The organism is Paenibacillus sp. J22P15 (assembly GCF_056269345.1).
In genome coordinates this window covers 98623-111655 of the sequence record NZ_JBWDNT010000016.1, presented here as the reverse complement: position 1 = coordinate 111655, position 13033 = coordinate 98623, and the positions used below count along the sequence as shown (strand labels likewise).

Sequence of the window (13033 nt, the reverse complement as noted above, 5' to 3'; positions counted from 1 at the left end):
CTCCATTCAGCCACATAAATTATGCAAATCCACCATTCAAATAAACAGAACATAAACGATGAGTCGTAAAAGTTTATCTACATGTAATAACACGTTTCGGTTCCCGTTAGATTCGATGTTTATACTCTAGTACGTGAAGAGCACGAGAAAAACGATGATGCCGCAAAAGGAGGAAGTTGTATTGATCGCTATTTGGAAAAAAGAGTTTGTCCAATCGTTTCGCAGTGTATTTTCACTGATTACGATTGCTATTTTTATTGCTGTATCTTATTATTTGTCGGATTTTGTATCAAGCAGCACTGCCATAACCGGACTACAGCTTTCTGAGGAAGGATACGTAAGCGGGCTTGTGTTCCTTATTTACATTATGGGGTTTTTGTTTATATTCTCCCTATCTCACGATATCGTTAATCGGGAGACGGAAAGCAGAACTATTCGTTTCTTGGTAACGAAAACATCCCGGTCATCTATTATTTTTGGAAAGCTGCTCGGCATATTCTCGTACTGGTTTGTCTGTTTAGCTGCCTCCTTCGTTATCATTACAATCTTTTCCCATCAATTTTATTACAAAACGTTTGGCAGTTTGTTCGTTATGCTTGCATACATGGTTGCCTTGTGCGTTCTGATGTCCTGCCTCATACCTAAAAGATCCATGTCGATGTTTGCAGGGTTAATTCTTAGTTTCGCTATTCCTATATTTGGTATTTGGGGCATGTTCTCGGAGAAGCTTTGGCTCAAGACGATTAAATACGTAACCCCTTACCACTATATGCTCAACGGCGAAACATGGGGATGGATTATCGTATTGCTGTTTGCCGCGGCTATGGTAGGGATGGCGATCATCTGTTTGAATAGGAGGGATTTATAATGGTTGTCATCGAAACGAATAACCTGAGGAAGTCTTATCAAAATCACGAAGTGGTTCGCGGAATTAATTTAAATATTAACGAAGGCGAAATTTTCGGTTTCCTTGGAAGAAATGGCGCAGGAAAAACGACTTTCATCAATATGCTTACAGGAATTGTCCTCCCTTCCAGTGGGCAATTTCGTATTCTCGGCATTCCGAACAAGCAGTTGGATCGGGTCAAGCATAAAGTGGGGGTACTTCCTGATTATACTGAATTTTACTCAAATGATACCGCTCTTGAACATCTACGTTTTTTTGCCAGTTTACAAAAACAGGAAGTTTCGAGACAGCAATGTCTTGATTTATTGGAGCAGGTTGGATTAAAAGAAGCGGTACATGTAAAAACCAAAAAATTCTCATTCGGAATGAAGAAAAAGCTAGGTGTAGCTCAAGCCGTCATTGGAAATCCGAAACTGATCTTTCTTGATGAGCCTACCTCTGGAATGGATCCGGAATCCGCTTTGGAGATACAGCAATTTATCCGGTTTTTGGCTAGTCAAAACCAAACGATATTCATGACGTCCCATAACCTGAATGAAGTAGAGAAACTGTGCAGTCGAGTTGCCATTATGAAGAAAGGTATCATTTCAGGACTTGGAACAGTGGAACAGCTGCAAAAGCAATTTCAGACCAGTATTGAAGTCACGATTAGGCTATTGCCTAAAAGCGACATTTCATACATCAAAGCGCGCGATGAGATTCAAGCCTCGAATAGTATAAAAAGCTGGAGTCAGCATCATCTTTCTGCTGAAGTCCGAGATGAATCTGATATCGCAGTAATATTACATCACTTATGCTCGAATGGTATCGATGTATTCGGAATTCAAACCAATAATCCTTCGTTAGAAGACATTTTCATGCACGATTAATATGGTCGACGTATAAACCGAAATCACCATAGAGAGGCTTCTCATGAGTTCACTGAACTTATGGGTAGCCTTTTTTTGCATAGACGAGAGGTTTTATATGTTTTTGAAGTAGATAGCATGACGTAAACGCAGATTGCTTAACATAATTAAATTATTTCCTAAGAAATAATGAAAACGCATACATGTCATTTTTGATTTTTTCACTTCCCCCTATATTAGGAGCTAATATTACAGCCTTAAAGTGATTGGTAAAACTTGCGCCTAGCGGTATTAGTGGGTTTTTTGGGACAAAAACGACACATATTTAACGTTATCAGAATAGTCGAGGTAATTTGATAATTGGTGTTTCCTCATTAGAGTATGCGCTTTCACGCGATACTGAAAATGACATATTTACGATCGTTCTAGTTATCGGCTATCGTTGGAAATGTAAGCGATAGCATTTCTTGAATCCGATGACGGAGCACGATGCTAAAGCAAAAATAAAGAAACCGGGAAGTGGTGATGCTATGCAGGAGGCAAAAGGCATTTTAACGGGCAGCGTACTTCCGAAACCGGATAAGTTGAAGAGTAGAGGCTGGAAAAGAGTACTTCAAAATTGGGAGCTTTATTTATTCATTGCACCCGCGTTTTTCTACTTTCTTATCTTCTCTTATGGTCCGATGTACGGCATTCAAATTGCGTTCAAGAACTTCGTACCTACAAAAGGAATATTTGACAGCCCTTGGGTCGGGTTCGATCATTTTGTCCGATTTTTTAATTCCTATTACTTTTGGGACTTGATTTGGAACACATTAAGTATTAGTTTGTATGAACTGGCTATCGGATTTCCGATACCGATTATACTTGCACTGGCGTTCAATGAATTGAAAGGCGGGTTCTTTAAAAAGGCAGCTCAAACTGTTACTTATGCACCGCATTTCATTTCAGTCGTCGTTATGGCGGGGATGATCATTACGTTCTTGTCACCATCTTCGGGGATTGTCACCCACTTTATCGAATGGCTGGGGTTTGACGCACCTGATTTTTTGACGGATCCGAAGTGGTTTAAAACGATGTATGTGTTCTCGGGTGTATGGCAAAGCGCAGGCTGGGGTACTATCATTTATTTGGCAGCGCTTTCGGGAGTGGATCCAGGCTTGCATGAGGCTGCGATTATTGATGGAGCTTCACGATTCAAACGAGTTCTCCATATCAACATTCCGACGATTGTTCCTACGATGACTATTTTGCTAATTCTAAATATGGGAAGTTTGCTTGGGGTTGGATTTGAGAAAATATTGTTGCTGCAAAACTCGCTGAATATGGAATCATCGGATGTCATCTCGACTTTCGTATACCGCGCGGGGCTTGTGGATGCCCAGTACAGCTTCTCGACAGCAATCGGTTTGTTCAATTCTGTTATTAATGCATTAATTTTAGTAGTTGTGAATCAGATTGTACGACGTACGAATGAAAATAGCTTGTGGTAAAAGAAAGGAGGATAACCGATGATTTCCGCTGTTAAAGAGTCTAAACGGGATAAACTATTTCTTATGTGCAACTATATCTTTGTATTATTGGCTTTCATTATTGTAGCCTACCCTGTCCTTTATATGATTAGCGCCTCGATAAGCGATCCTAAGCTAGTTGGTTCAGGTGAAATGTGGCTGCTGCCGAAAGGCATAACATTTGAAGGCTATCAAAGGGTATTCCAAAACTCAAGTATATGGACAGGATACGGTAATACGATCCTCTACACAGTAATAGGTACATCGATCAATTTATTGGTTACGCTTCCGGCGGCTTATGCTCTTAGCCGTAAAGACTTTATGGGTCGCAACTTTTTTATGGGAATGTTTATGGTGACTATGTTCTTTGGCGGGGGCCTCGTACCTACCTATTTGCTCATCAAAGAATTAGGAATGATCAATACGATTTGGGCAATTGTGATTCCTTCGGCTGCTTCGATCTGGAACATTATCGTAGCCCGTACGTTCTTCCAATCTTCGATTCCGAAAGAGCTGCAAGAGGCTGCACAGATCGACGGGTGTACAAACCTGCGGCTGTTTATGAAAATCATTTTACCATTGTCCATGCCGATTATTGCAGTTATGGCTTTATTCTACGGTGTTGGCAACTGGAACAGCTATTTCTCGGCACTCATCTATTTAAACGATGCAGCGAAATACCCTTTGCAGCTTGTGCTGCGCCAGATTCTTGTTCTGCAGGAGATGTCTGCTCAGGGCGGGGGCGTTATGGACGCTTCAACAGCGTCAGCTCTCAATAACAAGGCTGAAATCGCTGCACTGGTCAAATACGCTGTTATTATTGTAGCAACAGGACCGATTATCGCTGTTTATCCGTTTCTTCAGCGTTATTTTGTACAAGGTGTCATGATTGGTTCTGTTAAGGGCTGATTTTGCTCATAAATAATTGATAAATGGGAGAGGGATCTTAGATGAAAAAACTACAAAAAGCATCATCACTGTTGTTGAGCACGACACTCCTTATGTCACTATTAGCAGCTTGTGGTTCACCGAACAATGAGGGGAAAACGAATGGCAGCAATGCCGGTTCGGAAACGTCCGCATCCAAAACGGCTGATGGGGTTAATAAAGAAGGTTTTCCGGTTGTCAGTAAACCGGTTACATTGACGATGATGTCACAGGATGTTGGTGTAGCGGATTGGAATAAAATGTCTGTTTTGCAAGAGATGGAGAAATTGACGGGCATTAAGCTTGAATTCCAGAACGCTCCGGTTGATAGCTTTGCAACGAAGAAAAACCTTGTATTTGCGAGCGGCGATTTGCCAGATATGTTCTATGCAGCGGATCTAAAACCTGCAGAACAAGTGACTTATGGATCTCAAGGCGTCCTTATTCCTCTTGAAAAATATATTGATGAAGGTTATGCGCCTAACATCAAAAAGATTTTTGATGAGAATCCGGACATCCGCAAGTCGTTCACTACACCAGACGGTCATATTTATGCGCTGCCGAACGTCGATTTATCAGCAGTTTGGTACCGCGGTCCGATGTGGTATAACGGAAAGTTCTTGAAATCACTTGGAGCAACAGAGCCTAAGACGACCGAAGAACTGTATAGCTATTTGAAGCGTGTTAAGGATGAAGATGCGAATGGAAATGGGAAGAAGGATGAAATCCCGTTAACCTCCGTTAAACTAAACGATTTGCGGATGTATTTCCTCGGTTTCTGGGGCATTTATGATGAGGTCATTTATGCGGATAAGGATGGCAAAGTACACTACACGCCGCAGGAAGAAGGCTACAAAGGATATTTAACATTCCTCAACCGTCTGTGGTCTGAAGAGTTGCTGGATCATGAGACATTCTCGCAAACAGATGAGCAGAAGAAGGCGAAGGGGAAAAACAATCAAGTTGCTGTATTTAACGACTATTTCCCTTACTTCACGCTAGGCGGCGAACCAAGCGAGGACAATCCATTGATGACGCCGGTACAAAGTGAAATTGCAGGTTCTCCTGTTTATGGCAAGCATCCTGGTATTTCTGCGAACGGCACCTTTGCCATCACAAGCAGCAATCCGGCTCCAGAAGCAACGATGCGTTGGGTAGATTACCTATACAGCTATGAAGGCTCTACCTTGTTCAATCAAGGTCCTGAGAACCTTCTGTGGAAATACAGAAACAAGGAAACACATGAAAAGGAATGGCTTCCTGTTCCAGGCGGCATCGATCGTGAAGAATACCGCGGAACGATGACACCAAACTATGGTATTCTTACGCCGGGTGTGAACTCAAGTGATGTTTACGTAGGCCTTCGGAGCGAATTCGACCTATGGATCGATAAGCAAAATGCAGAAAAGCTAACGCCAATCGCGAAAGCTCCTTTTGGGAATGTTTACTTGACGAATGAAGAGCAAACCGAGGCTTCCGCATTGTTATCGGATCTGAACACATATGTTCAACAGATGGAAGCGAAGTTTGTAACAGGTCAGGAGCCTTTGGCGAATTGGGACAAGTATGAAGCTCAAATTAAAAAAATGGGCGGCGATCGTATCGTTGAGCTATATCAAAGCGCATACGACAGATAGAACAGAGTCTAATAAATGAGCCGAGAATGAAGCAAGAAGACAAGCAAAACCCGGTCATGCGAGAGTATGACCGGGTGTTTGTCTATCGTTTGTTATTCATCATCGAGTTCGGATAACGATTCGATCTGTCCATTCTCCCAGAATTGCTTCCGGTATTGACCGGGCGTAAATCCGGTTTCCTTCTTAAATTTGCGAATAAAGTTAGGTGTATCCAAATAACCAACTTGAATAATGATGTCTTTGAGCGGTGCGTTCGTCGTTTTTAAATGATGCTGCACCTCTTCCATTCTTTTCTGCCATATATACTGGATGAAGCCGAGTCCCATCTTTTCCTTGAATGACCGGCTTACATGCGATGGCGAAATGGCAAACTCAAAGGCTATCGTCTCTAGACTGAGCGTATTGTCAGTAAAGTGGTCATCAATGAAGGCTACGATCTGATCAATTTGAGATTGTTCTTCTTTCTGATTGTTGCGCTCCACTTGATTGCAAATCCGCGAGGCGAGATTCAGGAAGCTGGTCTCCATTTCCTCCAGGGATTGCGTATAAATCATATTAGGAGCAATTTCTAGTAACAAATTATGAATGCCGAGCTCCGATGCTGTTTTCAACATCGTATTCAAAATGTCAAAGCATATGCAGCGCTTCAGTAAAGCGGACAGTTCGGACGATTGCAGGCTCCGAAGGGACGGACTGATCAGCTGCGCAGCCACGTCATAGCTCCCAAGCTTCAAACTTTGAGAGAGCTTCATCAATGAATTGTCCGGAATCCAGAATGTGTGATCCGGTGTATAGTGCAGCTTCTCGAAATAAGTGATCGTGTCCTGGCCGCTAGCTGCTCGCAGTTCGAAAGCGGAGCAGGCTTCTATAAAAGATTGATTTAGCTGGTTGGGGCTTGAATAGCATGTCCCAACACCAATCGTAGGAGTGGCATCAAACGTCTCTAACAGGTTGCAGCGTACCGCTTCGACAATGTGCCTGATAGACGTGAATTCCTCATCGGTTGTATTCATGTTGAAGCTGATAATGAGCGCATGCTGATCGAGCTGCGGGAGCTCTACGCCATAGGCATGAGCAGCCAGCTCCGGGAATTCAATCTGGGAAAGCAGATCGATCATTTCTTGCCGTTCGTGTCGCTCGTCCTGCGTATCCTCCATTTCGCCCCAGTCGATCACGATAACAAAGTGATGGGTTCGGTCGAAACGAAGATCGAAAGCTTCTTGAAGCTCAGGCGTAAGACTTTGAGCATTCCCGAATTTGAGCAGCATGGAAAGAAAGTGATTGCGGGCGTACGGCTCCTGAAGATCTACACGCGAGCTGTAATCCTGCAGCGCTGTTCGAATTCGATCAAGTTCATTGCCAGTTGCGGTAAAGTTGTCCTCAGCATGCTTTGGTTTGAATTTAGAATTTGCGAACTCTACTAGCGTAGAGATCGGCTGATATTGCATTCTTGCCAGCAAGAGAGCAATTGCTGCACCGACTATAACGACGATGATGAATAACATGATGATGAAGCTTTGGACATGTACAACGCTGCTGAAAAATTGTGAGCTTGGCATTACCGTCACATACGTCCAGCCGTTGTTCTCTGAGGTTACGGATACGATGGAATGCGGCTTACCATTTAATACTTTATCGTGAATGCCGGGCTTGAGGCCGAATAACGAAGCCGCATCCGCACTCGATAAGGCTTCACCTTGTCGATTGTCTACAAGAATTTGACCTTGGTTATCGAGAATATAAGTTAACCCTTGATATTTGCCCAAAACGGAATCGATTAAACTCGTAAGCTCGGATTCTTTAATCAGATACATCACCGTTCCGTGAGGATTAGGATTATTTGGTGTGATAGGAACAAGATAAGCGAGCATGGATTCTTGCAAATAAGTGTTGCGAACAACGGATTCGGCTGGACGCATTGTTGGAAATTTAACGTTATTTAAGTCTTGGAAAACGCTTTCCTTATTCCAATTGGAGAACTTGAAGCTATCATCAAATACGTCAAGACTGGATAGACCTTTCGCAGAGTAAATATTGTTATCCTTGTGGAAATATAAGAACATTTCGCTAATGATCGAGCTAGTCGCTTTATATTGATCCAATGCTTGAATAGCCTCTCCGCTATAGAAAGAATCGTGAACACGAAATGGCGTAAGCCTTGTATCATAGGAGATACGGGAAGCGATATCACTTAACTCCTTCATTCGGCCGTCAATAATGACTTTGGTTTGCGTTAATTGATTGAGACGGGATTGTTCGATTTCCGAACGTAGATTGCTGACCGCGTTTTGATAAATAAATAGAGTCATAAGAATTAATGGGATAAGTAAAATGAACAAGTACGACCAAATATATTTTAGAAAAAGTTTGGACTTGAAGTAGTTTCGTTTCATTTATTCTGCCCCCTAATTATTCACCATGCCATTTCATAGATTCTTATCATAACAACAAATTTAAAGTTTGGACATAGTGTGGAAAAAGTCGTCAAAGGTCCATATATCGATAGACCTATTATGTTGGAGGTATACCATGAGCGAATTAAATGGAACTGAAGAACAAGAACAAGTAGTGGAACAAGGGGTTCACAACTATAGCAGTGAGGAGCAGTGGGTCAAGCCCGAAGATCCTCTATTGCTGGAACGTTTGGAATGGTTCAAGGATCAGAAGTTGGGTCTTATGATGCACTGGGGACCTTATTCTCAGTTAGGCGTAGTTGAATCGTGGGCACTTAGTGACAAGGATGAGGAATGGTCGCGAGACGGTATTGATTGGGATATTGACGCGGAGGAATTGAAACGGCAGTACTTTGGACTAAACAAGACATTTAATCCGCTCCGGTTTCAGCCTGAGTTATGGGCAGACCTTGCTGCGGACAATGGATTTAAGTATCTAAACTTCACAACCAAGCATCATGACGGCTTCTGTATGTGGGACACTCACACGACTGACTACCGCATTACGGGTCCAGACTGTGCCTTCCATACTCATAAGAATGCTGATATTTGCAAGCAGCTGTTTGATGCGTTTCGCAAGAGAGGGTTAGCCATCTCTGCTTATTTCTCGAAAGCCGATTGGCACACGCCTTATTATTGGACACCGGGGATGGAGCGCGGGACGTTTACGTCGCGGGGACCATCTTATGATCCGAAGCAATATCCTCATCTATGGGAGCAATTCGTACAATTCACCCATACGCAAATTATGGAGTTGATGACGAAATATGGCCGTATCGATATGCTGTGGCTCGACGCAGGATGGGTTAACGATTACCGTGACCAAAACATTAGATTAGGCGAGGTCGTTGAGAAGGCGCGTGAAATCCAGCCTTGGCTGCTGTCAGCTGATCGTACCGTCGGCGGACCGTATGAAAATGTGATTACGCCTGAGCAGACATTGCCGGAACGTCCGCTTAACGTGCCATGGGAGAGCTGTATAACGATGGGAACTTCATTCTCCTTCCGTTATGAGGATAAATATAAGTCTGTTCGGCAACTGATTCACTTGCTCGTTGAAATTGTTGCGAAAGGCGGCAATTTAGCTCTGAATGTCGGCCCGCAGCCTGACGGCAGACTGTCGGAAACGGCCATAACACGTATTAAAGGGATGGGCGAATGGCTGAAGGTTTACGGCGAGGGAATTTATGGAACGCGGATTTGTGAGCCATTTTCCGAAGGGAATTTTCAGTTTACGAGAAAAGGCGATACGATCTATGCTTTCAACTTGTACAAGGACGAGCAAGAAATCGTGACAGAGGAACTGTATGTTCCTGTTCAGCATTCCTTCAGTCAAATAGATCTCATTGGCGTGCAGGACAACCTATGTTATCGTAAGGTTGAGGATGGAATTATTGTCCAAATACCAGAAAGTGAGCGTTCAGTTCAAGCGCCGATTGCACACGTATTCCGAGTAAAGTAATCAAAGAGGAGCTGTGAATAATGCAAGAGTGGTTCAAGGAAGCGAAGCTTGGTATTTTTATACATTATGGAATTTATGCGGTGGATGGAGTGGCCGAATCATGGTCCTTCTATAACGGGAGAATGTCCTATGACGCTTACATGAAACAATTGGATGGTTTTACGGCTTCCAAATTTGATGCGGACAAATGGGCAGATTTGATTCAGAAATCCGGGGCAAAGTACTCGGTCCTTACGACCAAGCACCATGACGGTGTAGCTTTGTGGGACACACAATACAGCGATTTAAACGTAGTGAAGAAGACTCCTGTGAAGCGGGATTTGATAAAAGAATATGCAGAAGCCATTACAAAAAGAGGGATTCGCCTTGGGATGTATTATTCCCTTATCGATTGGTCGCATCCTGATTATCCGAGCGTGTATGCAGACGGTAAGGTACCTGACGATTTGAGCAATGTGAACAAATATTCGAGCCCTGTTGACGGTGTACAGGATGAAGAGAAATGGAAGGCATTTCTGCAGTTTAACGATGATCAATTGAAGGAGATATTGACGAACTATGGGAAGGTTGATCTGCTCTGGTTCGATGGTGATTGGGAACGTAGCGCTGAGCAGTGGAATTTACCAGCGTTCAAGCAGTACCTTCAATCGTTCAACCCAGATATTATCATTAACTCGCGTCTGCAAGGTCATGGAGATTACAAAACGCCGGAGCAAGGCATACCGATTACTCGGCCGGAAGGACCTTGGGAATTCTGTACGACAATCAATAGCTCGTGGGGATATGTTGGTACGGATAACAAGTATAAATCATTAAACCAGATTATTAGAATGTTCTGTGACTGTATTACCTTGGGAGGCAATATGCTGCTTGATATCGGGCCTATGGAAGACGGGACGATTGATAAGAGACAAGAACATATTTTACTAGGACTGGGCGAATGGATTCGAGCGCATGAAGAAGCGGTGTTTGGAACAGAGGAAGGCATTATGACCCGTTATTATTTAGGGGGCAGCACCATCTCGAAGGATAAGAAGACGTTATACCTGTTTGTATACGACGATCCGAAAGAAAATGTGTGCCTGAAAGGCTTATGTAATCCTATTAAAAAAATTACGGTGCTTCACTCCGGCAAAGAGCTTTCGCATGAGATTCATGGCGGGGTGCCGTGGTTCAACATTCCAGGAACAACATGGATTCATATGACTGCGGAAGATACACATGCTGAGGTTACTGTACTTAAGCTTGAATTTGACGAAGAGCTGGATATGTACGGCGGTTCCGGTGCGGTCGTTACACACAACTAGCTTCACAGTATAATTCCGAAGGAGGAATAAACGATGAAAATTGGATTGAGCTCTTATAGCTTGCTAAACGCGCTTAAATCAGGAGAAATGAGCATTCTTGATGCTATTCGCTGGATTGCAGAAAACGGCGGAGAGCATATGGAAATTGTCCCATACGGATATACGCTGTTGGATAATCCAGAGCTTACGGATGCTGTCCGCGAGACTGCAAAGGAAGCTGGCATTGCGTTGTCCAACTACTCGATGCCGGCAAATTTCGTACAGGATACGGAGGAGCTGTTCGACGAGGAAGTTGCGCGAGTTAAGAAGCACGTTGATCTTGTACACCGACTCGGCATGAATCATATGAGGCACGATGTCACCGCTTTTACGATTCCACAAGAAAAGATGACGATCCAGTGGTTCGAGGAGAATCTGCATCTTATGGTGAGGGGCAGTCAGCAAATAGCCGACTATGCCTCTCAATACGGTATTACGACGACGATTGAGAATCACGGCTTCAGCGTACAATCGAGCGACCGTGTACAACGTGTTCTGCATGCGGTTGATCGTCCGAATTTCAAGACGACGTTAGATATCGGCAACTTTATGTGCGTAGATGAAAATTCAATTATCGGCGTCAAGAAGAATCTGCCTTATGCTTCGCTTATTCATTTCAAGGACTTTTATTTCCGCCCGTATGATCAGCATCCGGGTGATGGAGATTGGTTTTTAACCTCGAATGGGAACTATTTGCGCGGAGCGATCGTTGGACACGGGGATATTGAAATCCGAAAAATCGTTAGGCTTATCAAGGAATCCGGTTATGACGGATATATCACTATTGAATTTGAAGGCATGGAAGAATGCAAATCTGCCTCACGAATCGCGATGGACAATTTGCGCCGCTTTTGGGATGAATGTTCATTGTAAGCGAGTTTCATAGATAAATACGAATGGGTGGAGGCAATAACATGAGTTTAAGCGGATTACCGGAGCCTAAGATCGAATATGCACCAAAACATTATATATGCCGACGCGCAACGGATACGCTCGTTCTCGACGGGCGTGTCGATAAGCCGTTCTGGGCTGCAGCGGATTGGACGGAAGATTTTGTCGATATTGAAGGCGATCTTCGTCCAAAACCTGCGAAGCAGACCCGTGTGAAAATGCTGTGGGATGATAACTATTTTTATTTTGCGGCGGAATTAATAGAAGATCAGATATGGGCGACGTTGACGGAACGGGACTCGGTTATTTTTTATGACAATGATTTTGAGATTTTCATTGATCCGGATGGGGATTCCCATAACTATTATGAGTTCGAAATTAATGCTTTAAACACGGTGTGGGATCTGCTGCTAGTTAAGCCTTACCGAGATGGGGGCCCGCCAGTGAACGGCTGGGATATTAGCGGACTTCAGACGGCGGTGCATATTGACGGTGAGCTGAATCAACCAGGAGCATCGAATAAGAAGTGGAGTATTGAGGTGGCGATGCCGTGGAGCAGCTTGCGTGAATGCGCGTCTGAAGGAAGAGCGCCGATTGAGGGCGATTTTTGGAGGGTGAACTTCTCTCGCGTCGAATGGCGCGTAGAGGTGCAGGATGGAGAATACCGCAAGATCATCAATCCGGACACCGGCAAAGCCTATCCCGAGGATAACTGGGTCTGGTCGCCAATGGGACTTATTAATATGCATTATCCTGAGCTTTGGGGTTATGTGGTGTTTGCTGAAGGAGACGCGGCACAATCGTTCGAGCTGCCGCCGGATGAACGCATCAAGTGGGAGCTTCGCAAGCTTTATTATCGTGAACGTAATTACTTCGCCGCTCATGGTGAATTTACAAGCGATGCGGAATCGTTAATGGATGACGAGGAGCAATGGATTATCGCTCCTATAATTGAGACGACCCGCTCCTTATTTCAAATAACAACGCCGTCAACGGATGGAAAGTCCAGCTATTGTATTAGAGAAGACGGCAAACTATGGAAGGAGTGAGC

10 protein-coding genes are annotated in these 13033 nt (G+C 43.8%); 9 read left to right on the top strand and 1 reads right to left on the bottom strand.

The genetic code is table 11. The annotated features are described in order from the left end of the window. Positions 1 to 181: 181 nt before the first annotated feature. From AC0YN6_RS23875 to AC0YN6_RS23855, 5 genes are all read left to right on the top strand, one after another. On the top strand, positions 182 to 868 hold the full coding sequence (locus AC0YN6_RS23875; protein ID WP_475749898.1) for an ABC transporter permease: 687 nt from the start codon (positions 182 to 184) through the stop codon (positions 866 to 868). Then, the gene (locus AC0YN6_RS23870; RefSeq protein ID WP_475749896.1) at positions 868 to 1776 is read left to right on the top strand and encodes an ABC transporter ATP-binding protein; all 909 of its coding nucleotides are present in this window, start codon (positions 868 to 870) and stop codon (positions 1774 to 1776) included. Before AC0YN6_RS23875 ends, AC0YN6_RS23870 begins: the two co-directional genes overlap by 1 nt. Before the next feature lie 509 nt (positions 1777 to 2285). Next, entirely contained in the window at positions 2286 to 3248 is a 963-nt protein-coding gene (locus AC0YN6_RS23865) for an ABC transporter permease (RefSeq protein ID WP_475749921.1), read from the top strand. An 18-nt stretch (positions 3249 to 3266) separates the two neighbouring features. Continuing rightward, positions 3267 to 4175 (top strand): carbohydrate ABC transporter permease, encoded by a 909-nt coding sequence (locus tag AC0YN6_RS23860; RefSeq protein ID WP_475749894.1) that lies wholly within the window; start codon positions 3267 to 3269, stop codon positions 4173 to 4175. Between the two features lie 41 nt (positions 4176 to 4216). After that, entirely contained in the window at positions 4217 to 5830 is a 1614-nt protein-coding gene (locus AC0YN6_RS23855; protein WP_475749892.1) for an extracellular solute-binding protein, read from the top strand. Positions 5831 to 5922: 92 nt separating this feature from the next. On the opposite strand, the gene AC0YN6_RS23850 is transcribed toward AC0YN6_RS23855, so the two are convergent. Beyond that, the gene (locus AC0YN6_RS23850) at positions 5923 to 8223 is read right to left on the bottom strand and encodes an AraC family transcriptional regulator (RefSeq protein WP_475749891.1); all 2301 of its coding nucleotides are present in this window, start codon (positions 8221 to 8223) and stop codon (positions 5923 to 5925) included. Positions 8224 to 8359: 136 nt separating this feature from the next. Between AC0YN6_RS23850 and AC0YN6_RS23845 the strand changes: the two genes are divergently transcribed. Genes AC0YN6_RS23845 through AC0YN6_RS23830 form a run of 4 tightly spaced genes read left to right on the top strand, consistent with a single transcriptional unit; the run spans position 8360 to position 13031 of the window. Beyond that, positions 8360 to 9745, top strand: a complete 1386-nt coding sequence (locus AC0YN6_RS23845; RefSeq protein ID WP_475749889.1) for an alpha-L-fucosidase — start codon at positions 8360 to 8362, stop codon at positions 9743 to 9745. A gap of 20 nt (positions 9746 to 9765) precedes the next feature. Further along, entirely contained in the window at positions 9766 to 11052 is a 1287-nt protein-coding gene (locus tag AC0YN6_RS23840; RefSeq protein WP_475749888.1) for an alpha-L-fucosidase, read from the top strand. 33 nt (positions 11053 to 11085) lie between these two features. Next, entirely contained in the window at positions 11086 to 11964 is an 879-nt protein-coding gene (locus AC0YN6_RS23835) for a sugar phosphate isomerase/epimerase family protein (protein WP_475749886.1), read from the top strand. A 41-nt stretch (positions 11965 to 12005) separates the two neighbouring features. Beyond that, positions 12006 to 13031: a carbohydrate-binding family 9-like protein gene (locus AC0YN6_RS23830; RefSeq protein ID WP_475749884.1), complete on the top strand. Its 1026-nt coding sequence runs from the start codon at positions 12006 to 12008 to the stop codon at positions 13029 to 13031. Positions 13032 to 13033 lie beyond the last annotated feature (2 nt).

Coding starts and splice junctions, on each gene's coding strand:
- AC0YN6_RS23870 (WP_475749896.1), top strand. CDS start 868: ATGGTTGTCATCGAAACGAATAACCTGAGGAAGTCTTATCAAAATCAC.
- AC0YN6_RS23865 (WP_475749921.1), top strand. CDS start 2,286: ATGCAGGAGGCAAAAGGCATTTTAACGGGCAGCGTACTTCCGAAACCG.
- AC0YN6_RS23860 (WP_475749894.1), top strand. CDS start 3,267: ATGATTTCCGCTGTTAAAGAGTCTAAACGGGATAAACTATTTCTTATG.
- AC0YN6_RS23855 (WP_475749892.1), top strand. CDS start 4,217: ATGAAAAAACTACAAAAAGCATCATCACTGTTGTTGAGCACGACACTC.
- AC0YN6_RS23850 (WP_475749891.1), bottom strand. CDS start 8,223: ATGAAACGAAACTACTTCAAGTCCAAACTTTTTCTAAAATATATTTGG.
- AC0YN6_RS23845 (WP_475749889.1), top strand. CDS start 8,360: ATGAGCGAATTAAATGGAACTGAAGAACAAGAACAAGTAGTGGAACAA.
- AC0YN6_RS23840 (WP_475749888.1), top strand. CDS start 9,766: ATGCAAGAGTGGTTCAAGGAAGCGAAGCTTGGTATTTTTATACATTAT.
- AC0YN6_RS23835 (WP_475749886.1), top strand. CDS start 11,086: ATGAAAATTGGATTGAGCTCTTATAGCTTGCTAAACGCGCTTAAATCA.
- AC0YN6_RS23830 (WP_475749884.1), top strand. CDS start 12,006: ATGAGTTTAAGCGGATTACCGGAGCCTAAGATCGAATATGCACCAAAA.